We start from the raw sequence: 21,930 nt of genomic DNA, 5'->3' as shown, positions 1-21,930 counted from the left end.
CAAATAGTATTCACATTTTTTTAATTTGTGCTTATCCATTATTAATTTTAATATTATCGATATGATTAATACTATGCCAGTTAACTGGGACAAGCTCAGCTGCGTGATTTTTGATGTTGATGGCACGCTCTACACGCAGGGTAAGCTTCGTAAGCGCATGCTTAAGTCCCTGCTCTTGTATTACGGCGTCCGGCCCTGGAAGCTGCCGGAGCTGTTGATGCTGCGCCACTTCCGGGCCGAGCGGGAAAAGCAGACGGCTTACGCCGGCCCCAACCTGGAGGCGGATCAGTACACCTGGGCAGCGCAGGCCGGGGGCTACCCGGCCGAACAGGTGCGGGCCGTGGTGGAGCAGTGGATGTTTCAGTACCCAAATCAGTTCCTGCTGCCTTGCCGCTACCCCGGCGTAGCGGAGTTTTTTGCGGCACTGCGGGCCCGTGGCATTACCATTGGGGTTTACTCTGACTACCCGGCGCAAGCCAAGCTGGCCGCCCTGGGCCTGGAAGCCGACATCGTTATCAGCTCCACCGACCCGCTTATCAACCGCCTCAAGCCCCACCCCCAGGGCCTGCACCACATCTGTCAGCAACTGGGCCTGCCAGCCGAGCAGTGCCTGTTCATCGGCGACCGGCCGGAGCTGGATGGCGCCTGCGCGGAGGCGGCCGGCATGCCCTACCTCATTGTCGAGAAGCAGCCTTTCCCGGCCTTCACATTTTACCACACGCTTACGAATCAGATTTCTACTACTTCCCAACCTGCTCCCTATGAATCAGACCTCCATTCATCTTGACATGCAGAATCCTGAGGAGCCACTGGTGCTTCTTCCAGCCAAGCTCAAGGACTACGTAGCCATTGCCCGCCCCGATAACTGGGCGAAAAATGTGTTTATGGTGCCCGGAATGCTGTTTGCCCTCATTGTGTACCACCGCACGACCATTGATGTACCCCTGGTGCTCAACATGCTGCTGGGCATTGTGAGCACCTGCCTGGTGGCCTCGGCTAATTACGTTATTAATGAGTACCTGGACGCGGAATTCGACAAGTTTCACCCGCTGAAAAAAAAGCGGACCTCCGTGGTACGGGTCGTGAATCCGGTGCTGGTATACTCCGAGTGGTTTGGACTGGCGGCCGTGGGGCTTACCATTGCCTACACTATCAGCGTGCAGTTTCTGTGCGTATCGGCTTTCCTGCTGTTTATGGGTGTGATGTACAACGTGCGGCCCTTCCGCACCAAGGAGCGGCCCTACATCGACGTACTGTCGGAATCCGTGAACAACCCCATTCGGTTCGCCCTGGGCTGGTTTACGGTAGCACCGGCCTTAGGCTTTGCCAATTTTGATGCCGTACAACTGTTCAACAGCTTCCCCCCCACCAGCATCATCATTGCCTACTGGATGGGCGGCGCCTTCCTGATGGCCACCAAACGCTTTGCAGAGTACCGCCTCATCGGCGACCCGGCGCTGGCCGGCCTGTACCGCCGCTCGTTTAAGTTCTACACGGAGCATAGCCTGCTGATTTCCATGTTCTTCTACGCCCTGACTTCGGCGTTTTTCCTGGGCATTTTCCTAATTAAAAACCGGGTGGAGCTGCTCATTAGCTTTCCATTTTTCGCGCTGCTGTTTTCCTGGTACCTGCGCATTGGCCTGCTGAAAGACTCGCCGGTGCAGGGCTCCGAGAAGCTGTATACCCGCAAGTGGTTTATGCTCTACGTGGTCTTGTTCTGTCTGCTGCTCACGGGCCTCATGTTCGTGGATGTGCCCGGGTTGCATGGCCTGCTCGAAGACCACTTTAAGCTGAACGGCTAACCGCCGCCTGTCCTTTTCTCGGCACCCCACTTTCCTGCTATGTTGGCCCCCTTTAAGTCGACTACCGCCTCGTTGCCCGCGTGGCGCGCCGAGCCGGCCACTACGCTGCGCCCCCGCGCTGGCACCCGGCCTGATGTCACCTGGTTGCTCTACGGCCTGCTGCTTTTGGGGGTAGGCATCCGCCTGTTTCATTTCCTGAACAACCGCTCATTCTTTATCGATGAGCTGTACCTGAACGTGAACACCATCAATATGGGGTTCTGGGAGTTGGCTACGCAGCCGTTTCAGTATGAGCAGAAGGCCCCTATTGGCTACCTCTGGGTTAGCCGGCTCTGCGTGCTGCTGTTTGGCAAGCGCGAAATGGCCTTGCGCCTTTTTCCCCTGCTCTGTGGGCTGGGTACGCTCGGGGTGTTTACGCTTATCGCGCGGCACTATCTCAAGGCCTGGGGAGCCGTGGTAGCCGTGGGCATTCTGGCGTTGTCGCCGGCCTGTATTTACCATTCCGTGGAGGCCAAACAGTACAGCACCGAGCTGTTCATGGCCACGCTGTGCATCTGGCTCTACATCCGATTTCACAAAAGCTCCTCCCTGCCGGCTTTGCTAACCTGGGGGGTGCTGGGGGCGATAATTCTGTGGTTTTCGTTTTCAGCCATTTTTGTGCTGGCCAGCATTGCCATTGCCGTAAGCGGGCGGTGGGTGCTGACTACCCGCTGGCGCCAGTTTGCCCTGTACTTGATTCCGTTTTCGCTTTGGCTGGTGAGCTTCGGAGTGCAGTACGTTTTCATCATCAGCAAGTACCCGCAGTCGGGCTGGCTGATTGATTTCTTCGCCAAGGTCTACGACGGCTTCATGCCCCTACCCCCTACCTCCGTCAAGGATGTGGTGTGGTACGCCCAACGCCCCTATAACCTGCTGGTGCATCCGCTGGGCGTGCTCCTGACCCTGGATGGCGACCTGGCACCCTGGCAGGAAAGTAAGTGGCGCTACCTGTTTAAAATGGGCTGGCTACCTGCGGGCCTGCTCCTGGGCGGCATGGTCGTGCTGTTCAAGCGCAACCGCACCTTATTTTTCTGCCTGTTGCTGCCCCTGATGTTTACCATGCTGGCTTCCGGGGTGAAAATGTACCCCTTCTTTGCCCGCTTCATGCTGTTTCTGACCCCGGCCCTGGTGCTTTTTATTGGGTTTGGAGTAGATGGCTTGCAGGAGCTCCTGGCCCGCCGCCGCGCCCTGTTCTATACAACAGTGGTGCTGCTGTTTCTGCCGCTGTGTATTAATACTGGCCGGCAGTTGGCGAACACCGACATGTTCATGAACTACGAGGACAACCGCGGCCCCCTGCTCTACATCAATGCCCACTACCAGCCCGGCGACGTGGTGTACGTGTTCTGGAACATGAGCCACGCCTACGAGTATTACAAGGAGGCCTACCAACTGCCGTTTACCGCCGTGCAGGGCCGCAACCTGAAGAATGAAGCCCGGAACGCGGCCGAGTTTATGCAGAAAATGCGGGCCGATATTCCCGAGCTTAAGGGCAAGAAGCGCCTCTGGTTTGTGTTCGATTACCTGAACCGCAACGCCATTGGCGAGTACGTAGGCCAGCCCGCCTGGTACCACACCCAGTATTTCTACGCTACCACGGAGATGCAGAACCTGTTCAACCAGTTTGGCCGCAAGGTGGATGAGCTGCACGACAAGCCCTACAACAAGTACCCCCACACGGTAGTGCTATACGAGCTAAACCAATAAGCTACAAGCTACGCAAGAAAGCAAACAGGACGCTCAATTGAGCGTCCTGTTTGCTTTCTTGCTACTTTGAAAAGCCAAGCTGATGGATGATACGAATACGATAGATGCTGTTGTTTTCTTTGGCATTCTCTGGATTCCTCAGCTGCTGAGTTTCTGGTGGGCGGTAACCAAAGTCAGGCAGGGTAAAACCAGCCTTGCCACTGGCTATTGGATTCTTTACCTGCCTCTTATTATTGGTTTCGTATTGGGATGGTGGATGCTATTTGCTCTTATAGCTAGTGGTTTAGCTGCACTCATTGTTTGCGCGCCTACCCTGCTTTTCACCTTCCTGCTACCCGTCGTGGCCACTCCTAGGCAGGAAGTAAACAAAGAGTGGCGCAAGAAGTGGCTGGATAAGTAACTACCGTTTATCTAGCCCTTCTATCTGTTTTACTACTCTCGTCATGAAACGCTACGTTGCAATTTGCCATGAACTGTAGGTACCAACCTACAATTTCATGCATCAACCAAAAAACGCTGGGCTTGGACACCCCGGCAGCACGGCCGCATCCGCCTCTACAGCAGCTTCGCGTATCAGTTTTATCACCCGGGTAAAGCGTTTACCCGCCTGTTGTGGGCCCAAGCACCGCAGCCAGACGCGCACAGCCCTCATCCAACTACAACAAGGTGCGGACGAAGTGGAAGTGCATTTCCCCTATCACCACAAGCACAGTGGGCATTGGCTATGTGCTTAACAGGGAGGAGCCGATCAATTGAGCGGCTCTCTCTTTTTCATGGAAACACCATTGGTGGTAGCAGGCGAAAATCATCCGTGTCTTTTTGCAGGCGCGCCAAGCATCTTTCAATAGCAGGCACCAGCCGTTTCACTGACTTGCATTTAATGCCGAGTACCGGTTCTTGCCAATTAGCGTCTTTTATTAAGTAAACCTGAAAGAAGCCTTTCGTACTGAAGCCAGCGCCATACCAACCTACGTCGATTACATAATTAAGCAAATCGTCGCCGTAGCGTACCTGGAACATGTCCTCTCGTAGAATATCTACCTGTTTCTTCAGTGGCTTGTAGAATTCGATATGGATGTTGGATGGGAAGCACGGCCGGCCTGGGCCAAAATCAACAAAGTCATCAACAAACCTCCTCATAAAAAAAGCGGCGAAGCTTACACCTCGCCGCTAATCTACTACCTATAAGCCATTGTCGCTTACCCTTTCGGGCTGAGCACTACGTAGGGAATGATGCATTCCTCCAGCGAGATGCCGCCGTGCTGGAACGTGTCCTTGTAATAGTTCACGTAGTAGTTGTAGTTGTTGGGGTAGGCGAAGAAGTAGTCGCCGACGGTGAAGACGTAGGCGGTGCTTACGTTTTCGCGGGGCAGGAAGATGTGCTCCGGCTTGCGTACCGTGTACACGTCGCGGGAGTCATCGAAGCCCAGGTTTTTGCCGTGCTTGTAGCGCAGGTTGGTGTTGGTGTTCCGGTCGCCCACGATTTTGTAGGGGCGCTTCACCCGAATGGTGCCGTGGTCGGTGGTGATGATGAGCTTGCCCTTGCGCTCGGAAATCTGCTGCAGCATCTCGTACAAGGGCGAGTGCAGAAACCACGAGCGGGTGATGCTGCGGTAGGCCGATTCGTCGGCGGCCAGCTCTCGAATCATGGCCATGTCGGTGCGGGCGTGGCTGAGCATGTCCACGAAGTTGTAGACGATGACGTTGAGCTTGTAGTTGTTGTGCAGGTTGGCCATTTTTCCCAGCAAGTCCTTGCCCGCCTGCAGGTTGGTTACCTTGTTGTAGCTGTACTTGGCTTTCTGCCCGGCCTTCTGGAACATGATTTCCATGAACTCGGCCTCGTGCATGTTCTTGCCCTCATCGTCGTCGTCCCACACCCACAGGTTGGGATACTTCTTCTGGATGTCGCCGGGCATCATGCCCGAGAAGATGGCGTTGCGGGCGTAGGCCGTGGTAGTGGGCAGAATGCTGTAGTAAGTCTCCTCGGAGTCAACCGTGAACAGGTCGGCAATGATGGGCTCGAGCACCTTCCACTGGTCATAGCGCAGGTTGTCGATAAGCACGAAGTACACGGGCGTGTCACCGGTATCCTTGAGCATGGGAAATACCCGCTCCTTGAACAGCTGGTGCGACATTAGGGGGGCGTCCTTGTCGTCGCCGTTCACCCAATCCTCGTAATTCTCCGTGATGAAGCGGCCGAAGTACGTGTTGGCCTCGTCCTTTTGCATGTTGAAGACGTCGGCCATGCTTTTGCCCTCCGTCTCGTTGATTTCCAACTCCCAGTACACCAGTTTCTTGTACACCTCGGCCCACTCCGAGGGGCTGAGCCGGTCGGAAAGCTGCATGCCCAGTTGGCGGAAGTCGCGCTGGTAGCCTGAGTTGGTAGCTTCACTGATGAGGCGCTTGTTATCAAGCACCTTTTTCACCGAGAGCAGAATCTGGTTTGGGTTGACGGGCTTGATGAGGTAGTCGGCAATTTTGGCCCCGATAGCCGACTCCATGATGTGCTCCTCCTCGCTCTTGGTAATCATCACCACGGGCACGGTAGGGCGCACGGCTTTGATTTCGGTGAGGGTTTCCAGGCCGGTTAGGCCGGGCATGTTTTCATCCAGGAACACGATGTCGTACGTTTTCTCCTGAATTTCCTCAATGGCGTCGGCCCCGGAGTTTACGCCGGTTACCTCGTAGCCTTTTTCCTTGAGGAAGAGAATGTGGGGTTTCAGGAGGTCGATTTCGTCATCGGCCCAGAGGATGCTGTATTGTTGCATGGATGGGAAATGTGAGGTGTAACCTAGCGCCTTTGCGCCGGGTATCGTGGAACGAGCCTTGTGCACGCCGCCTGCCTTTAGCGCTCCATAGACTCCGGTGAGCCGTACGGGCTTAAACAGGTAGCAACTGAAGTTTCGTAAGTAGCTTTACTCCCAATCCCTGGTTTTTGATTTAAAAATTCTTGTCGCGCTATACTTAGAATAGCAACTCCGCGGTAAAGAAGCCAAAAATTGCCGAGTGTTGCGTGAGCGGCCATCTTTCTGCGGTACAGAATACTGGCCTACCCTGCGCGGTACTCGTTATGTTCTCCCATGTGGCCTGCGCAAGCCCGGCCCTGCCTTCTTATGAACAAAAAGAAAATCTTCAACGACCCCGTTTACGGCTTTGTCACCATCCCAACGGAGTTGCTGTTTGACCTGATTGAGCATACCTACTTTCAGCGCCTGCGCCGCATTCAGCAGCTGGGCCTCACCAGCTTCGTGTACCCGGGCGCCCTGCACACGCGCTTTCACCACGCCCTGGGCGCCATGCACCTGATGACGCTGGCCCTGCGCACGCTCAAGGACAAAGGCGTGCAGATTTCCGCCAAGGAAGGTGAGGCCGCCATGGCTGCTATTCTGCTGCACGACGTGGGCCACGGCCCCCTCTCCCACGCCCTGGAGCGCAGCATCTTCCACGACGTGCACCACGAGGAGTTGAGTTTGCACCTGATGCGCAAGCTCAACTCCCAGTTTCAGGGGTCCCTGGACCTGGCCATTCAGATCTTCGAAGGAACCTACTCCCGCCCCTTCTTCCACCAGCTGGTAAGCTCCCAGCTGGACATGGACCGCCTGGACTACCTCAACCGCGACTCGTTTTATACCGGCGTGCAGGAGGGTAGGCCCGGCGCCGACCGCCTCATCAAGATGCTGACGGTAGTGGACGAGCGGCTGGTGCTGGAGGAAAAGGCCGTGTACAGCATCGAGAACTTTCTGGTAAGCCGCCGGCTGATGTACTGGCAGGTGTACCTGCATAAAACCGTAACCTCGGCCGAGCAGATGGTCATCCGCATTATGCAGCGGGCCCGCGACCTGGTGCGGGCGGGCGTAGAAGTGCCCGCTTCCCCGAACCTGCATTTCTTTCTTTCGCGCAGCGTTACGCAGCAGGAGTTTGAAAAGGACGACGAGATTCTGCGCCGCTTCACCCGCCTCGACGATACCGACGTGTGGGGCGCCGTGAAGCTCTGGGCTGACCACCCCGACAAGGTGCTGAACTACCTGGCCCAAAGCCTGCTCGACCGGCACCTATTTAAAATCACGCTGCAAACGGAGGCTTTCGACGATGACTTCCAGTTGGGCATCGTGGATTTGATTGCCGAGCACTTCCAGCTGCCAGCCCAGGATGCGGCCCAGCTGATGATTGCCGGCCGCATCAGCAACAACGCCTACGACGCCGACGGCCAGGACCCCATTGATGTCCTGACCAAGCGCGGCCGGGTAGTAAACGTTGCCGAAGCCTCCGATTTGCCTAATATTCGCGCCATCAGCCAGCGGGTAGAGAAGCACTACATCTGCTACCCCAAGGAAATTCTGTAGCGGCTGTCTGCTGCGTTGCCCGGCCTGCTGGCAGCGCGGTTTCGTCGTTCCATTTTCGCCGCTGCGCATGCTTGCTTTCCTTCGTCGCTCTTTCGCCAGTTTACCCCTGAGCTTGCTGGCGCTGTTTTTTCTGGCGCTGAGCGGTAGCTTGGGGCTACTGTACAGCTGGGTTTCGCTGCCTGACTTGCAGGCAGTACGCCAGGGCATCTACGGCCGTAATGAGATGTCCGAGTTTGTGCTCCAGGCAACTCTCGCTCGCCTTAGCCTGCTGCGCTACGGGTTGCTGGCGGTAGCCGTGGGCGCCACTGCCACGCTAGTGTATATGGTGCGGAGCGGGCGGTTCCGGTCGGAAATAGAAGAGCTGCGGCAGCAATTTCGGGAAGTTAGTCGCGGTGTCGTCCGGGCTGTGCAGCACACCTCCCGAACCGAAAAGCTGCTGGCGATACTGCTGCTGCTCGGGATTCTGGGCTTGCGCTTGTATTACTTCCGCGTGTATCCGCTCAGTACCGATGAGGTAGCTACCTACGACTACTTTGTGCGGGGCGGGCCGGTGGCTATAACCAGCTTCTACCCTATTCCTAACAACCACATGTTGTTTAGCCTGAGCTGCTGGGTGGTTAGCTGGTTTACGGCTGATGATGGGCTGGTACTGCGCTTGCCTACCCTGCTCATCAGCCTTGTGGGCACGCTTGCAGCCTACACTGCCTTGATTCGGGTGACAAACTTCCGAATGGCCACGCTGGCCGTGGGCTTGTTCTGCCTCTCGCCAATGAGCCTGTACTATGCCGTGGCCGGGCGGGGTTACTTTCTGCTGATTGTGCTGGCGCTGGGACAGTTTTTTGCCATGCTGGCCATTCTGCACGCACCCCGTTACGCGCGGCTGGGCTGGGGCGCCTTTATTATGACGGGGGTGCTGGGCCTGTACACCATTCCTACCTATGCCTACCCACTGGTTTCGCTGGGCTTCTGGATGGGAGTAGTTTTTCTTCGGCGGCGCAATTTGGCTGGTTTGCGGCGGCTGACGGCCGCCGCAGTGCTGGTAGCGGCCGGTGCACTGGTAGCTTACGGGCCGGTGATGTGCGTTTCGGGCCTGAATTCCGTTACCGATAACCAATATATTGCGCCCCAAACGCTGCGGGAGTTTTGGCAGTCCTACGGTCTTTACCTCTATAAGCCTGCCCGGGAGCTGTTTGGGCACGAGCAGCTTAGTGCCCCCGGCTTCGTGGTCTTGTTGGCGGCCGCTCTGCTGGGGTTGCCCATTCTGCCGCACCGCTGGCGGCGGGTAGCCTTGCCGGCGGTGGTGCTGGTGCTGCTGCCCTTCGTGTTTATGCCTATTCAGCGGGTCTATAGCCCCGCGCGGGTACTACTCTATGGCACGTTCTTCTTTTTTCTGGGGGTAGCGGCCCTGGGCGAGTGGGTACTGCAACGGCTGCGCGTTTCCCGGCCCTTGGCGTTGGCAGGCATTGGGGCGTTACTCAGCCTCTACGGAATCTATCAGGCAGCCCACTTTCGCTACAGCGTGCGAGGCGCGCAAACCCAAGACCAGCAGCTTCGGCAGGCCTACGCCTGGCTCCGGCCCCGGCAGGCGCGCCGCGTGTACTTCGATGCCCCGTTTCACAAGCTTTACTTTCACCACTACGCCCTTACTACCGGCTACCCGCTGTGGCTGTTTGAAGCCACCTCAGCCCAGGGCACCCGCTACGACTACGTAGTATTATTCCGCGGCCAAACTACGTTGCCGGCCTGGCTTACTGCTGGGTACCGCCCCGTATATTCCGATGCGGGAGCCACTATCTATCAGGCACTAGCCCCGCCGGCTGCCCCGCCGGCCCCGACTCCGGCAGCGGCACCGCGCGCCGGGAAATAGATATTTCTCTACTTTTGCCCGATGGAATTTACCGTAGGCCAGATAGCAGAAGTACTGCGCGGAGCAGTTGAAGGGGACGCCGCCCAGCAAATCAACCGCTTGGCAAAAATCGAAGAAGCCCAGGCGGGCGCCCTCTCCTTTTTGGCCAACCCCAAGTACGAACCCTACCTCTATACGACGGCTGCCTCGGCCGTTATTGTGAGCCGCACCCTGGAACTCAGGCAGCCCGTACCGGCCGCCCTCATTCGGGTCGATGACCCTTACACCAGCTTTACAACCCTGCTTGAGTTCTATCAGCAGGCCACCCGCACCGGCAAGCGCGGCGTGGAGGAGCCCGCCTACCTGGCCGCCAGCTCCACCATCGGCGAAAACCATTACCGCGGGGCCTTTTCCTACGTGGGCGAAAACTGCCAAATCGGGCGCGACGTGGTGATTTTCCCCCACGTGTTCATCGGTGACCGGTGCAAAATCGGGGATGGCACCATTCTGTACGCCGGCGCTAAAATTTACGCTGAAACCGTCATTGGGGCCCGCTGCACCGTGCACGCGGGGGCCGTTATCGGTTCCGATGGCTTCGGCTTTGCGCCCCAGCCCGATGGCTCCTACCGCACCATTCCGCAAATTGGCAACGTGGTGCTGGAAGACAACGTGAGCGTGGGCGCCAACGCCACCATCGACTGCGCCACCATGGGCTCGACCATCATCCGGGAGGGCGCCAAAATCGACAACCTCGTGCAGATTGCCCATAACGTGGAAATCGGGCGCCACACGGTGGTAGCGGCCCAGACGGGCATTTCCGGCTCCACCAAAATCGGCGACTTCTGCGTGCTGGCCGGGCAGGCGGGCATTGCCGGGCACCTGAGCCTGGCCAACCGCACCACCGTCACGGCGCAGTCGGGGGTAGGTAAATCCATTAAGGAAGAGGGCGTGCTGCTGCAAGGCTCCCCGGCCTTCAACCTGCGCGACAGCCTGCGCGCCAATGCCGTATTCCGCCACTTGCCGGACTTGGAGCGCCGGCTCACCCAGCTGGAACGCCGCCGTACCGAACCGGAAAAGCCCTAGCTTTGCAGTCTATTTAGAAGTGAGAAGCGAGAAGTGAGAAGTGAGAAAACCTGATTTCGGGTCTTTCGCTTGTCTCACTTCTCACTTCTCACCTCTCACTTCTACGAAATGAACGACAAGCAACATACCATCAAGGCCCCCGTCACCGTGAGTGGCATTGGCCTTCATACCGGCGTGCAGGCCACCATGACGTTCTGCCCCGCCCCCATCAACCACGGCTACAAGTTTCAGCGCATTGATTTGCCCGGCCAGCCCATCGTGGATGCCGACGTGGACAACGTAGTGGACCTCTCCCGCGGTACCACCATTGAGCAGAACGGAGCCCGCGTGAACACCGTGGAGCATACCCTGGCCGCCCTGGTAGGCTTGCAGATCGACAATGTGCTGATTCAGCTGGATGGGCCCGAGCCGCCCATTATGGATGGCTCCAGCTTTGAGTTCATCAAGCCCCTGCAGGAAATTGGGCTGGAAGAGCAGAACGCCCTGCGCAACTACTTCGAGATTCCCGACGAAATCCGCTACGTGGACAACGCCCGGGCCGTGGAGCTGGCCGCCCTGCCCCTGAACAGCTACCGCCTCACGGTCATGGTCGACTACAACTCGCCGGTGCTGGGCTCGCAGCACGCGTCCCTGACCCACATCGACCAGTTTACCTCGGAAATTGCTTCCTCGCGCACCTTCTGCTTTCTGCACGAGCTGGAAGCGCTCTACAAATCCAACCTCATCAAGGGCGGCGACCTGAGCAATGCCATTGTGGTAGTGGACCGCGTGGTAAGCGACGAGGAGCTGGACGACCTGGCCACCATGCTGGGCAAGCCCAAGGTGGCCGTCAAGAAGGAAGGTATCCTGAATAACGTGGATTTGCGCTACAAAAACGAGCCCGCCCGCCACAAGCTCCTCGACCTGGTGGGAGATTTGGCCCTGGTAGGTCGGCCGCTGAAAGGCCAGATCCTGGCCGCTCGGCCCGGGCACGCGGCCAACGTGGCCTTCGCCAAGCGCATCAAGAAGAAGATGATGGAGGCCCACACCAGCGCCGTGCCCTCCTACGACCCCGCGCGCGAGCCGGTAATGGACATCAACAAGATTGCCGCTACCCTGCCCCACCGCTACCCCTTCCTGCTCATCGACAAGATCATTCACCTCGACGCCAACACGGTAACGGGCGTGAAGAACGTAACGATGAACGAACCCTTTTTTCCCGGTCACTTCCCCGGTAACCCCGTCATGCCCGGCGTGCTGCAGATTGAGGCCATGGCCCAGACCGGCGGCATTCTGGTGCTGAATACTGTGCCCGACCCGGAAAACTACTGGACCTACTTCTTGGGCATTGAAAACTGCCGCTTCCGCCGCATGGTAAAGCCCGGCGACACCATCATCTTCAAGTGCGACCTGACCGCCCCCATCAAGCGCGGCATTGCCAAAATGAGTGGTAAGGCCTACGTGAACGGCAAAGTGGTGATGGAGGCGGAAATGTCGGCCAGCATTGTGAAAAAGAATTAAATGCAGTGTGAAGAATTAAAGGTGGCCCTGACCGTTCAGGAAATGCCATTCTCTTCTCCCATTGCTTTTTAATTCTCAATTTTTAATTGAAAAGAATGAACCAGCCGCTCGCCTATATTCACCCCGAAGCCAAAATAGCCCAGAACGTGGTTGTGGAACCCTTCACGACCATTGATCAGGATGTGGAAATCGGGGAAGGCACCTGGATTGGACCCAACGTCACGATCATGGCCGGGGCCCGCATTGGCAAGAACTGCAAGATTTTCCCGGGCGCCGTTATTGCTGCCCAGCCCCAGGATCTGAAGTTTGCCGGCGAGAAAACCACCGTGTACATCGGCGACAATACCGTTATCCGGGAGTGCGTGACGGTGAACCGCGGTACCGTGGACAAGCTCAAAACCGTGGTGGGCGCCAACTGCCTGCTCATGGCCTACGTGCACGTGGCCCACGACTGCGTGATTGGCAACAACTGCATTCTGGCTAACACGGTGCAAGTAGCGGGCCACGTTGAAATCGGGGATTACGCCATTGTGGGCGGCTCCTCGGCCATTCACCAGTTTGTGCACATCGGTCAGCATGCCATGATTTCGGGCGGCTCCTTAATCCGCAAAGACGTGCCGCCCTTCGTGAAGGCGGGCCGCGAGCCACTTACCTACGTGGGCATCAACAGCATTGGGCTGCGACGCCGGGGTTTCTCCGACCAGAAAATTGCCGAAATCCAGCAGCTCTACCGCCTGCTGTTTCTGAGTGGCCTCAACAACGCCGCCGCCCTCGACCAGATTGAGTTGGAGCTGGCCCCCTCCCCGGAGCGCGACGAGGTAGTAAACTTTATCCGCAACTCGGGCCGGGGCGTGATTAAAGGCTACTCCCGCAACGGCAACGGCAACAGCGAGTAACAACAAAAGTGATACCTGAAGAGCTTAGGGCTTAGAGGTTGTTCTGACGCAAACGCTGTTAGAACGGCTTCTGAGCCCTAAGCTCTTCTTTCTAAGCGCGACACCATGCAGATTACCGCCGCCGGGTTGGGCAAGCGCTTTGCCCGGGAATGGATTTTCCGGGACCTGACCCACACCTTCCGCCCCGGCACGGCTACGGCCATTCTGGGGCCCAACGGGGCGGGCAAAAGCACCCTACTCAACACGCTGTCGGGGCAGATTTTGCCTACCTCCGGGACGCTGGCGTACGAACACGCGGGCCGGGCCATTGCCGTGGAGGACGTGCCCCCGCTGCTGGCTTACGCGGCTCCCTACCTGGAGCTGATTGAGGAACTGACCCTAACGGAGCAGATTCGGTTTCATACCCGCTTTAAGCCCCTGCGGCCCGGCCTAACGACGGAGCAGCTTATCACGCTGATGTATTTGGAGAAGTCGCGCCATAAGCTGGTGCGCGACTTCTCCTCCGGGATGAAGCAGCGCCTGAAGCTGGCCCTGGCCCTGTACGCGGCTACCCCGTTGCTACTGCTCGATGAACCGACTACCAACCTGGACCGCACCGGCGTGGACTGGTACCTGGAGCATGTACGCGCCACACTGCCAGGGCGCACGGTGCTGGTTTCCAGCAACGTGCCGGAAGAATACGACTTCTGCCAGGAGCACTTGCTGATAACTGATTTTGGGGCTAAAGCTGCGCGCTAACGGCTTTTCACCGGCATCTGCGTAGTTTAGGGAACTAGGGTAGAGTGCGAATGGTACCTACCTGGGCGGTTTTTCGGGAACTGTGACGTCGGGAACTGGACAGCAACCGACCAGTAGTTCCTTATGCTGCCCCCGGCGGCTGCCCCTACTGCAACCTTCCCTGCTACTCCTCGCGTATCTTCGCAACTGAAACGCAGCCGCGCCCTTTCACCTGAATTTTTCACCCTTACCGCCCCTAGCAAGGCCATGAGACAACACGACGACCTCGACGACGACCTCTTCGATGATGACGAGCTAGATGACTTCGCCACCACTGGTGGCAGCAAAACGCGCGGCAACCCCGAAGACCAGCTTTCGGCCAAGTACGCCGATTATTTGATGTGGCGCGACACGGGCTCCTCCCACGACGAGGCCCTGGACCTGGCCAGCATGACGGAAGACGAATTCGCCACGGCCGAAGCCACCGAAGACCCCGACGGTAGCACCAGCTTCAGCTCTCTGGACGACCTGGATGACGATGACTTCTCCGACGACGAAAACGACGAGTACGGCAGCGCCGGCAGCTCCCGCAACAGCCGCCGCAACTCCGACTACGACGACTACTAACGCGCCGAGGCAGAGGTGGTGATGTGCTGATGCAGTAAACAACAGGTAGCCATCCACTTCCTTTCAAGCAAAAGGCCCGCTTTCCATTCTCGGAAAGCGGGCCTTTTGCTTTTCTACCCCATTCAGCAGCACACAGCTCGTCAACAGTCGGTATATCAGTCCATTACCCTTGTTTGCTTCCAAAAACCCGACGAAGCAGCTCCGTGCCGCGGGCTAGTGGGTTTTCCCGGATGTTGGCTTCTTCCTGGGCAATAAGGGTAAACAGCCCGTCGATGGCTTTGCCGGTAGCGTACTGGTTCAGGTCAGTCTGCACGGGAGTAACCAGCGGAATGCGGTTGTAGCGCGTGGTGAGGTCGGTGTAGTAGCGGGTAGCGCCTACCTGGTCGAGGCTTTTCTGCACGATGGGTTTGAAGGCAACCGTGAGTTGCTCGGTGGTCGTGCGCTTGAGGTAGTTGGTGGCGGCGTTCTTCTCCCCCGTCAGAATTCCCCACACATCCTTGAAAGTAAGGCTTTTGATGGCCGTCAGGAAGATGGGTTTGGCACTTTTGGCCGCATCCTCGGCGCCCCGGTTCAGCGTCAGCTCAAACTTATCGACTTGGCTACCAAGGCCGATAGAGCGCAAGGTGTTGGCCACGCGCTGGGCATCGGGCGGAAAAGGAATCCGAATTAGCTTATTGAGGTAGAAGCCGTCCTGCTTGGAGGCTTGGTCGGCGCCCTTGCTGATGCCCTGGGTCAGGGCTTCTTTCAGGCCGCGGGCAGCCTCATCCTGGCTGATACTGCCCGTGCTACCCGTTTTAGCGGACGTGGTAGTAGTAGTAGAAGGGGCCGGAATCGTGGTTTTGAGAATATCACCCAGCTTGGGCAAACGCAGTTGGGCCGAAGCGGTAGTGTGCAGGCCCAGCAGGACCACGGGCAGAACAAGAAAACGGCGGAAGTTCATGGCGGCAAAAAAGCAAGTAAGAGGCTGCACACTACTTGGCAGAAACCGGACCAGTTTGCAGCAGATGGTGAGATAGGGAGATGGTGAATAAAATGTACGTCCTGCCGAGGCGGAGCCGAAGCATCTCGCTTGAATTGTTGCGTTGCTAGCCCAACGATTCAAGCAAGATGCTTCGGCTCCGCCTCTGCAGGACGTTCGGTTAATTAGCTATGTGCTACCAGACACCCAGCTTAGTTTACTCACTCCTACTCCTACTTGCCAAATACGCGCTTGAGCAGGGCACTGCCCTGGGCGGCGGGGTTCTGGCGGATGCGGCCTTCCTCAGCCGCAATGAGGGCAAACAGGCCGTCCACGGTTTTCTCGGTGGCGTAGGGTACCAGTTGCGGGTTAAGCGGCGTGACAAGGGGAATTTTGTTGTAGCGGGCCACCATTTCGGCGTACAGCTTAATGGCGCCGGTCTTTTCCAGTGACTGCTGCACGGTAGGCTGGAAAGCCGTGCGCAGGTCGGCGGCCGTCTTTTCGTAGAGCAGCGTGGTGGCCGCGTCGCTTTCTTTGCTGGTGGCCAGCGTAAGGGCATCTTGCAGGCTGAGGTTTTGCACCGCATTCAGGAAGATGGGCTTAGCCTGGGTGGAAGCCGTTTCGGCAGCGCGGTTCAGGGCCACCTCAAAGTTATCCACCAGCGCGCCGGCCCGCACCTTGCGCAGGGTAGCAGCTATTAGCTCGGCTTCGGGCGGAAACGGAATGCGGATATCGGCGTTGCCATTGAAGCCGTCGGTTTCGCCGGCTTGGGCTACGGCGCGCGTTACGCCTTGGCTCAGGGCTTCGCGCAGGCCGCCGGTGGCCTCGTCGGCAGTAAGGGGAGCCTTGACCGGGGCCGCGGGGGTAGCAACCGTAGTGGTTTTAGTAGCTGTGGTTTTGGTGGTGGTTGTTTTGGGGGCCGTCGTCGTCTTTTTCGCCGGCGTGGTTTTCTTAACGGTGGTGGTTTTTTTGGCCGTTGAGGTCGTCTTTTTCGCCGGGGTTTTGGTTTGGGCTACGGCCAGTTGCCCGGCGGCCAGGGTAAGTGTGAGGCCGAGGGCCAAGGTGCGGAACAGAGTCATAAGACAAAAAGAAGTAAACCCGACGGCCGTTGTGGCGTTGTTAGCCGACGGGTTGCCAATATTGCGCCAAATCCGGCACTCCTCCTAACGCTCCGCCCTATGCCCCTTATTCCCGACGTTGAAATCATGACTATTGGCGACGAGCTGCTGTACGGGCAGGTCATCGACACGAATTCGGCCTTTATGGGCCAGGAACTAGGCAAGTTGGGGCTGCGCGTGCGCCAGATTACCAGCGTCTCGGACCGGGCCGATGAAATTGTAGCCGCTCTGGACCAAGCCCGGCAGCGCGCCCAAGTGGTGCTGATGACCGGCGGCCTGGGCCCCACCAAGGACGATTTGACCAAGCACGTGCTGGCTCGCTATTTCAACTCGGAGCTCGTGCTGCACGCGCCTACCTTGGAGCACGTGGAAGGAATTTTTCGGCGCTTCAACCGCCCGATGCTCGAAGTAAACCGGCAACAAGCCTTGGTGCCGGCGGCCTGTCAGGTGCTGTTTAACGAAGTGGGTACCGCGCCCGGCATGTGGTTCGAGGACCAGGGCACCGTGTTCGTGAGTATGCCCGGCGTACCCCACGAAATGAAATACCTGATGACCCACGAGGTGCTGCCGCGCCTGCAGCAGCACTTCCAGACCCCTGCCATTGAGCACGTAGTAGTCCAGACCGTAGGCTTGGGTGAGTCCTTCCTGGCCCAGCAAATCGAGCAGTGGGAAGCAGCCCTCCCCCCAAACGTGAAGCTGGCCTACCTACCCTACCTGGGTGGAGTGCGCCTGCGCCTGACCGGCCACGACGATGGCCAGCCCAACCTCCGGGCCCGGATGGAAGCTCTGCTGCCAGCCCTGCGGGAGCTGCTAGGCGAGCATATTTTTGCCATCGGGGAAATTAAGCTGGAGGAAGCCGTGGGGCAGTTGCTGCAGGAGCGTGGCCTGACGGTGGGCACTGCCGAAAGCTGCACCGGGGGCCTGCTGGCTCACCGCCTCACCAGCATTCCCGGCAGCTCGCGCTATTTTCAGGGGAGCGTCATTGCCTACTCCAACGACATCAAGATGCGGGAGCTGGGCGTAAAGCCTGCAACGCTGGCTGCTCACGGAGCCGTGAGCGAAGCTACCGTGGCCGAAATGGCGGAAGGCCTGCGCCGCCAGTTGGGGGTAGATGTGGCCCTGGCTACCAGCGGTATTGCCGGCCCCGATGGCGGCACGCCCGACAAGCCGGTGGGCACCATCTGCATTGCGTATGCCGATGCCCACCGCACCGTCACCCGGCAGATCAGCTTCAACCGCGGCCGCCAGCTGAACGTGGAATATACTACCACCATGGCCCTGAATATGCTCCGGCATGAAGTGGTGAAGGTGTGAAACGGGGAGTTGCTGTTCAGTTTGCGCGAATGGCGCCGCTACAACAGCAACTCACTATTTCCCAACTTTACCTTTCACAACTTCACTTACCTTTGGGGCTCCAAACCCACCCCACCCTTTTTCCTAACTACCCCAACCGCATGGCACGAGTGGAAATGACGATGCCCAAGATGGGCGAATCCATCATGGAAGGCACCGTCCTGAAATGGCTTAAACAAGTAGGCGACTCCATTGACCAGGATGAGTCGGTGCTGGAAGTAGCCACCGACAAGGTGGACACCGAAGTGCCGGCCCTCCACGCGGGCATCCTCCAGGAAATCCTGGTGCAGGAAGGACAGGTAGTGGCCGTGGGTGCCCCCATTGCCATTATCGAAACCGACGCCGCCAGTGCCACGGCGGCCCCAACTGCCAGCGCCGAAATTCCCGCTCCTTCCGTGAACGGGGCCAACAAGCCCGCCCCCGAAGTTCCCTACCTGCCCGAAGCCGGCGACCCGCAGGCCAACCCCGCGCAGGCCGTAGCCGCCCAGCCCCAGGCCGGCCGCTTCTACTCCCCGCTTGTGCTCAGCATTGCCCGCGAGGAAGGCATTTCCATGGCTGATCTGGAGTATCTGCCCGGCACTGGCAGCGAAGGCCGTGTTACCAAGAAGGATATTCTCGATTACGTTGCCGGCGGCAAGAAATCCTTGGCTCAGCCGGCCGCCGCTACTCCGGCTGCCCAGTCGCCGGCCCCTGCACCCGTAGCGCAAGCCGCGCCGGCGCCGGCTGCAGCTCCCGCACCGCAGGCTGCTCCGGCCCCACAAGCGGCGGCGCCTACCCCCGCTACCAAGGCCGTACCTTCCATCAGTGGCAACCAAGAGCTGCTGGAAATGGACCGCATGCGCAAGATGATTGCCCAGCGCATGGTCGACTCCAAGCGGATTTCTCCCCACGTTACCTCCTTCGTGGAGGCCGACGTGACGGACCTCGTGAACTGGCGCAACAAGCACAAGGACGCCTACAAGAAGCGCGAAGGCGAAAACCTGACCTTCACGCCCATCTTCATCCAGGCCATTGCCCGTGCCATCCAGGATTTCCCGATGATCAACGTCTCAATTGAGGGCGACTACATCATCAAGAAGCGCGACATAAACGTGGGCGTGGCCGTGGCCCTGCCCTCGGGCAACCTCATCGTGCCCGTAATTCACAACGCCGACCAGCTGAACCTGAACGGCCTGAGCAAAAAGGTAAACGACCTGGCCAACCGCGCCCGGGCCAACAAGCTCAAGCCCGAGGACCTGGAAGGCGGCACCTACACGGTATCGAACGTAGGTTCTTTCGGCAACGTGATGGGCACGCCCATCATCATGCAGCCCCAGGTAGCCATCATGGCCGTGGGCGCCATCAAGAAGAAGCCCGCCGTGATTGAAACGCCCCAGGGCGACCTGATTGGCGTGCGTCACTTCATGTTCCTGTCCCACTCCTACGACCACCGCGTGGTAGATGGTTCGCTGGGCGGCATGTTCGTGCGCCGGGTAGCCGACTACCTGGAGCAATTCGACCCGAATACCACCATCTAACGTGGTGAAATGAGAACCGCTGAGGGTTGGTTATTAGGGCGCTGGTTCGCCTTGATAATCAGCCCTCCGCTTTTTTAGCCCTTGCTGTTCTGTATGAATAAAACGCTGCCGCTCATTGCCCTGCTGATTGCCCTGGGCCTGATCATCTTCCTCTACCAACGCCTGCGCACCACGGAAACGGCGCTGGAAATGTCGCAGAAGCGCTTCGCTGATTGCGAGCAAGTAAATTTCCAGCTGCAGAACCAACTGGTACAAGCCACCCGTGGCCCCGTACCCGATAGCCTGAAGATTACGGACTAGCTCAACTCTGAGGCCACAAAAAAAGGCAATCCGAGGCAGGAGGAATCTGGGTTAAATCGGTAAACGGTTCACCCTAGATTCTTCCGGCCGCGGATTGCCTTTTTTAGTGGCTTTCCTACTGTTGCTTTCCTGCGCAGCTTACACTACCGGACCAACGTTCCGGCTGCGGGCTGCATCAACGCTCCAGGGGCCGGGGCCGGCCGCTGCTAGGTACAGGTACACAAAGCAGTAGAGCACGGCCAATTCGCCTTGGTTCACGATGGGTAGGAGCCCTTGGGGCGCGTGGGCCATGAAGTAGGCTACGGCCATCAGGCCGGAGAGGATGAAGGCCACGGGCCGGGTAAACAAGCCGATAACCAGCAGCAGGCCGCCGCCAAATTCCAGGATGCCGGCCACCAGCATCAGGCCGCTGGCCCCGCCGCCGTGGTCGGAAGGGGGCCAGTTGAAGAGCTTCTGGCTACCGTGAAACAACATCAGCAGCCCCGCAACGATGCGCAGGACGCTGAGCAGCCGGGCCGACCAGGGCGAGAGGAAAAAAGTTGCCATACTATATAGGTAAAAGAGTGAGTACTACCCTGCCAACGCAAAAGCAGCTCGCCGGGATACAACGAGCTGCTGTTGAGGCTAGGTAAACGCGGGAGCTACTCCAGTACCCAGGTTACTTTTTCAGGTAGGGGGCGGCGGGTACTGCGGGCGGTAGCGCCTGGCTTGGGGTAGCCCAGATAGAAGAACCCCAACAGCTGGTCAGCCGGGCCGAGGCCGAAGAAGGGTTTGGCTTGCTCTTGGTACGTAACGCCCCCGCTGCTCCAGAAACCCGCCAGCCCGTGCGCTACGGCGGACAGGTGCAGGTTTTGCACGGCACAGGCTACGGCCGCAACCTCCTCTACTTCCGGCACTTCGGGGTTGCGCTTCAGCCCAATGGCAATAACGTGGGAGCTGAGCAAGGGATTAGTGGTGAGCTTTTCCAGCTTGCTGGCCTCGACGTTCTCACCCGCAGTGGCCCGGTAGAGCCCCACCTGAAAAGTGGCCAGCTTCTGGCGGCCGGCTCCGGCAAATACCACGAAGTGCCAGGGCTCGGTACGTTTGTGGGTGGGCGCCCAGGTGGCGTTTTCCAGCAGCTCCCGCACCAGCTCGTCGGGCACCACGCGGCCCGGCTCAAACAGCACCGGCTGCATGCTCCGCCGCCCCCGGATCAGTTGGGTGACCTGCGCGGCGCTTAGGGTAGTTTCGGCTTGATTCATCATGCTTACAAAAGAAAAGAGAGTTCTACTGTTTTGCCTTACTTGCTTTGCTTTTAAGTAGCCATCATGAATTTGGCTATGCTTCTCTCTTATTACTTACTACCTAGCTTATCCCTATGAAACTATTCGTAGCGCCTTTGCTGGCTGCCGCTGCCCTTAGCTGCGCGAGCTGCTCCTTGTTTGATGAGAGCGGAAAAACGACGGTAGCGGGGCAAGTGGTTGATTCCTCGACCGGGCAGGCGGTAGCCAACGCCCAGGTGCGCCTGTTCGCTAACCAGCGCAGCTCCTCTTCCGCCTCCTACAGCCCCGAAGGAAACTGGCGCTCCACGGACGGACAAGGCAAGTTCTCCTTTTCGTTCGACGCCGATGCGGACCTGTCCTATATCCTGCGGGCCTCGTCCTCCCGCGGCGACACGGAGTTTCAGAGTGCCCCGCAGGTTACAGGAGGGCGTAAAAATAAAGACCTGCGCGTACCGGTCGAAGCAGTGGCGTGGGTGCGTATTCACCTGCTAGATGTTCCTCCACGTACGGACGCAGTGAATGTGAAAGTAAGCGGCTTTCAAGGATCCATTACCCTGCACCCGCCCCTGGATACGGTTATCTACCGGATGATCAAGGCGGGTCCCAACCAAGTGGTCGTATGGGAGCTTAATGGAAGCCGGGTAGTACCTGCCACCGAGCATCGTATCCCCTACTCAGTAGCCGGCCTGGACACGATGCGCGTAGACATCCGCTACTAGGCTCCTTCCCTACCCGCTTGCTAGGCCTTCTTTTCTGGGAAGCCAAATTCAGATACTCTCCCTATTCGTCTGGGAGGAAGATGCTGATCAAAAACTCCTTTCTTTATTCTGAGAAGGAAAGCGGGACTCAATAAAAAGGCCTC

At 58.3% G+C, this 21,930-nt stretch carries 21 protein-coding genes; 15 read left to right on the top strand and 6 right to left on the bottom strand.

All coding sequences use genetic code 11. The features are described 5' to 3' along the window. Positions 1-61 precede the first annotated feature (61 nt). The 4 genes from IEW18_RS09920 (at position 62) to IEW18_RS09905 (ending at position 3,948) form a co-directional block, all read left to right on the top strand. On the top strand, positions 62-787 hold the full coding sequence (locus IEW18_RS09920) for an HAD family hydrolase (RefSeq protein ID WP_188557679.1): 726 nt from the start codon (positions 62-64) through the stop codon (positions 785-787). Further along, the gene (locus IEW18_RS09915; RefSeq protein ID WP_229728679.1) at positions 762-1,802 is read left to right on the top strand and encodes a UbiA family prenyltransferase; all 1,041 of its coding nucleotides are present in this window, start codon (positions 762-764) and stop codon (positions 1,800-1,802) included. Before IEW18_RS09920 ends, IEW18_RS09915 begins: the two co-directional genes overlap by 26 nt. 39 nt (positions 1,803-1,841) lie before the next feature. Continuing rightward, on the top strand, positions 1,842-3,548 hold the full coding sequence (locus tag IEW18_RS09910; RefSeq protein ID WP_188557678.1) for a glycosyltransferase family 39 protein: 1,707 nt from the start codon (positions 1,842-1,844) through the stop codon (positions 3,546-3,548). Between the two features lie 82 nt (positions 3,549-3,630). After that, positions 3,631-3,948 carry a hypothetical protein gene (locus IEW18_RS09905; protein ID WP_188557677.1) on the top strand — a complete coding sequence of 106 codons (318 nt, stop codon included), beginning with the start codon at positions 3,631-3,633 and terminating at the stop codon, positions 3,946-3,948. Positions 3,949-4,319: 371 nt separating this feature from the next. On the opposite strand, the gene IEW18_RS09900 is transcribed toward IEW18_RS09905, so the two are convergent. After that, positions 4,320-4,688: a hypothetical protein gene (locus tag IEW18_RS09900; protein WP_229728678.1), complete on the bottom strand. Its 369-nt coding sequence runs from the start codon at positions 4,686-4,688 to the stop codon at positions 4,320-4,322. 59 nt (positions 4,689-4,747) lie between these two features. Further along, on the bottom strand, positions 4,748-6,316 hold the full coding sequence (porX, locus tag IEW18_RS09895; RefSeq protein WP_188557675.1) for a T9SS response regulator signal transducer PorX: 1,569 nt from the start codon (positions 6,314-6,316) through the stop codon (positions 4,748-4,750). 345 nt (positions 6,317-6,661) lie between these two features. Here porX and IEW18_RS09890 point away from each other — a divergent pair, with 345 nt between their 5' ends. The 7 genes from IEW18_RS09890 to IEW18_RS09860 all read left to right on the top strand — a co-directional run bounded on the left by IEW18_RS09890 (position 6,662) and on the right by IEW18_RS09860 (position 14,560). Beyond that, complete coding sequence (locus tag IEW18_RS09890; protein ID WP_188557674.1) at positions 6,662-7,891, top strand: HD domain-containing protein; 1,230 nt, start codon at positions 6,662-6,664, stop codon at positions 7,889-7,891. A 67-nt stretch (positions 7,892-7,958) separates the two neighbouring features. Next, on the top strand, positions 7,959-9,758 hold the full coding sequence (locus IEW18_RS09885; protein ID WP_188557673.1) for a glycosyltransferase family protein: 1,800 nt from the start codon (positions 7,959-7,961) through the stop codon (positions 9,756-9,758). A gap of 21 nt (positions 9,759-9,779) precedes the next feature. Next, positions 9,780-10,820 (top strand): UDP-3-O-(3-hydroxymyristoyl)glucosamine N-acyltransferase, encoded by a 1,041-nt coding sequence (gene lpxD, locus IEW18_RS09880; protein ID WP_188557672.1) that lies wholly within the window; start codon positions 9,780-9,782, stop codon positions 10,818-10,820. Between the two features lie 108 nt (positions 10,821-10,928). Continuing rightward, positions 10,929-12,320: a bifunctional UDP-3-O-[3-hydroxymyristoyl] N-acetylglucosamine deacetylase/3-hydroxyacyl-ACP dehydratase gene (locus IEW18_RS09875; RefSeq protein WP_188557671.1), complete on the top strand. Its 1,392-nt coding sequence runs from the start codon at positions 10,929-10,931 to the stop codon at positions 12,318-12,320. A gap of 95 nt (positions 12,321-12,415) precedes the next feature. Beyond that, entirely contained in the window at positions 12,416-13,216 is an 801-nt protein-coding gene (gene lpxA, locus IEW18_RS09870) for an acyl-ACP--UDP-N-acetylglucosamine O-acyltransferase (protein WP_188557670.1), read from the top strand. Positions 13,217-13,321: 105 nt separating this feature from the next. Continuing rightward, on the top strand, positions 13,322-13,954 hold the full coding sequence (locus tag IEW18_RS09865) for an ABC transporter ATP-binding protein (RefSeq protein ID WP_188557669.1): 633 nt from the start codon (positions 13,322-13,324) through the stop codon (positions 13,952-13,954). 246 nt (positions 13,955-14,200) lie between these two features. Further along, the gene (locus IEW18_RS09860; RefSeq protein ID WP_188557668.1) at positions 14,201-14,560 is read left to right on the top strand and encodes a hypothetical protein; all 360 of its coding nucleotides are present in this window, start codon (positions 14,201-14,203) and stop codon (positions 14,558-14,560) included. A gap of 163 nt (positions 14,561-14,723) precedes the next feature. On the opposite strand, the gene IEW18_RS09855 is transcribed toward IEW18_RS09860, so the two are convergent. Together IEW18_RS09855 and IEW18_RS09850 are read right to left on the bottom strand one after the other, a co-directional pair. After that, positions 14,724-15,500 carry a DUF4197 domain-containing protein gene (locus IEW18_RS09855; protein ID WP_188557667.1) on the bottom strand — a complete coding sequence of 259 codons (777 nt, stop codon included), beginning with the start codon at positions 15,498-15,500 and terminating at the stop codon, positions 14,724-14,726. Positions 15,501-15,751: 251 nt separating this feature from the next. After that, positions 15,752-16,597 carry a DUF4197 domain-containing protein gene (locus IEW18_RS09850; RefSeq protein ID WP_188557666.1) on the bottom strand — a complete coding sequence of 282 codons (846 nt, stop codon included), beginning with the start codon at positions 16,595-16,597 and terminating at the stop codon, positions 15,752-15,754. 99 nt (positions 16,598-16,696) lie between these two features. On the opposite strand from IEW18_RS09850, the gene IEW18_RS09845 reads away from it, so the two are divergent. From IEW18_RS09845 to IEW18_RS09835, 3 genes are all read left to right on the top strand, one after another. Further along, positions 16,697-17,950, top strand: a complete 1,254-nt coding sequence (locus tag IEW18_RS09845) for a competence/damage-inducible protein A (protein WP_188557665.1) — start codon at positions 16,697-16,699, stop codon at positions 17,948-17,950. A gap of 140 nt (positions 17,951-18,090) precedes the next feature. Next, positions 18,091-19,506: a dihydrolipoamide acetyltransferase family protein gene (locus tag IEW18_RS09840; RefSeq protein WP_188557664.1), complete on the top strand. Its 1,416-nt coding sequence runs from the start codon at positions 18,091-18,093 to the stop codon at positions 19,504-19,506. A gap of 93 nt (positions 19,507-19,599) precedes the next feature. Continuing rightward, positions 19,600-19,806, top strand: coding sequence for a hypothetical protein (locus IEW18_RS09835; RefSeq protein WP_188557663.1), 207 nt, complete (start codon positions 19,600-19,602; stop codon positions 19,804-19,806). 138 nt (positions 19,807-19,944) lie between these two features. On the opposite strand, the gene IEW18_RS09830 is transcribed toward IEW18_RS09835, so the two are convergent. Together IEW18_RS09830 and IEW18_RS09825 are read right to left on the bottom strand one after the other, a co-directional pair. Beyond that, complete coding sequence (locus tag IEW18_RS09830) at positions 19,945-20,352, bottom strand: DoxX family protein (RefSeq protein WP_188557662.1); 408 nt, start codon at positions 20,350-20,352, stop codon at positions 19,945-19,947. Positions 20,353-20,447: 95 nt separating this feature from the next. Then, on the bottom strand, positions 20,448-21,050 hold the full coding sequence (locus tag IEW18_RS09825; RefSeq protein WP_229728676.1) for a nitroreductase family protein: 603 nt from the start codon (positions 21,048-21,050) through the stop codon (positions 20,448-20,450). 113 nt (positions 21,051-21,163) lie between these two features. Here IEW18_RS09825 and IEW18_RS09820 point away from each other — a divergent pair, with 113 nt between their 5' ends. After that, positions 21,164-21,787, top strand: a complete 624-nt coding sequence (locus IEW18_RS09820) for a hypothetical protein (RefSeq protein WP_188557661.1) — start codon at positions 21,164-21,166, stop codon at positions 21,785-21,787. The last annotated feature ends 143 nt before the right edge of the window (positions 21,788-21,930 follow it).

The sequence above is a fragment of the Hymenobacter glacieicola genome, from assembly GCF_014640315.1.
GTDB classification, from domain to species: domain Bacteria; phylum Bacteroidota; class Bacteroidia; order Cytophagales; family Hymenobacteraceae; genus Hymenobacter; species Hymenobacter glacieicola.
This window is presented reverse-complemented; position numbering and strand designations above follow the sequence as displayed.

What these genes read in the sequence shown, in the direction of transcription:
- IEW18_RS09920 (WP_188557679.1), top strand. Translation starts at nt 62, where the DNA reads ATGATTAATACTATGCCAGTTAACTGGGACAAGCTCAGCTGCGTGATT.
- IEW18_RS09915 (WP_229728679.1), top strand. Translation starts at nt 762, where the DNA reads ATGAATCAGACCTCCATTCATCTTGACATGCAGAATCCTGAGGAGCCA.
- IEW18_RS09910 (WP_188557678.1), top strand. Translation starts at nt 1,842, where the DNA reads ATGTTGGCCCCCTTTAAGTCGACTACCGCCTCGTTGCCCGCGTGGCGC.
- IEW18_RS09905 (WP_188557677.1), top strand. Translation starts at nt 3,631, where the DNA reads ATGGATGATACGAATACGATAGATGCTGTTGTTTTCTTTGGCATTCTC.
- IEW18_RS09900 (WP_229728678.1), bottom strand. Translation starts at nt 4,688, where the DNA reads ATGAGGAGGTTTGTTGATGACTTTGTTGATTTTGGCCCAGGCCGGCCG.
- porX (WP_188557675.1), bottom strand. Translation starts at nt 6,316, where the DNA reads ATGCAACAATACAGCATCCTCTGGGCCGATGACGAAATCGACCTCCTG.
- IEW18_RS09890 (WP_188557674.1), top strand. Translation starts at nt 6,662, where the DNA reads ATGAACAAAAAGAAAATCTTCAACGACCCCGTTTACGGCTTTGTCACC.
- IEW18_RS09885 (WP_188557673.1), top strand. Translation starts at nt 7,959, where the DNA reads ATGCTTGCTTTCCTTCGTCGCTCTTTCGCCAGTTTACCCCTGAGCTTG.
- lpxD (WP_188557672.1), top strand. Translation starts at nt 9,780, where the DNA reads ATGGAATTTACCGTAGGCCAGATAGCAGAAGTACTGCGCGGAGCAGTT.
- IEW18_RS09875 (WP_188557671.1), top strand. Translation starts at nt 10,929, where the DNA reads ATGAACGACAAGCAACATACCATCAAGGCCCCCGTCACCGTGAGTGGC.
- lpxA (WP_188557670.1), top strand. Translation starts at nt 12,416, where the DNA reads ATGAACCAGCCGCTCGCCTATATTCACCCCGAAGCCAAAATAGCCCAG.
- IEW18_RS09865 (WP_188557669.1), top strand. Translation starts at nt 13,322, where the DNA reads ATGCAGATTACCGCCGCCGGGTTGGGCAAGCGCTTTGCCCGGGAATGG.
- IEW18_RS09860 (WP_188557668.1), top strand. Translation starts at nt 14,201, where the DNA reads ATGAGACAACACGACGACCTCGACGACGACCTCTTCGATGATGACGAG.
- IEW18_RS09855 (WP_188557667.1), bottom strand. Translation starts at nt 15,500, where the DNA reads ATGAACTTCCGCCGTTTTCTTGTTCTGCCCGTGGTCCTGCTGGGCCTG.
- IEW18_RS09850 (WP_188557666.1), bottom strand. Translation starts at nt 16,597, where the DNA reads ATGACTCTGTTCCGCACCTTGGCCCTCGGCCTCACACTTACCCTGGCC.
- IEW18_RS09845 (WP_188557665.1), top strand. Translation starts at nt 16,697, where the DNA reads ATGCCCCTTATTCCCGACGTTGAAATCATGACTATTGGCGACGAGCTG.
- IEW18_RS09840 (WP_188557664.1), top strand. Translation starts at nt 18,091, where the DNA reads ATGGCACGAGTGGAAATGACGATGCCCAAGATGGGCGAATCCATCATG.
- IEW18_RS09835 (WP_188557663.1), top strand. Translation starts at nt 19,600, where the DNA reads ATGAATAAAACGCTGCCGCTCATTGCCCTGCTGATTGCCCTGGGCCTG.
- IEW18_RS09830 (WP_188557662.1), bottom strand. Translation starts at nt 20,352, where the DNA reads ATGGCAACTTTTTTCCTCTCGCCCTGGTCGGCCCGGCTGCTCAGCGTC.
- IEW18_RS09825 (WP_229728676.1), bottom strand. Translation starts at nt 21,050, where the DNA reads ATGATGAATCAAGCCGAAACTACCCTAAGCGCCGCGCAGGTCACCCAA.
- IEW18_RS09820 (WP_188557661.1), top strand. Translation starts at nt 21,164, where the DNA reads ATGAAACTATTCGTAGCGCCTTTGCTGGCTGCCGCTGCCCTTAGCTGC.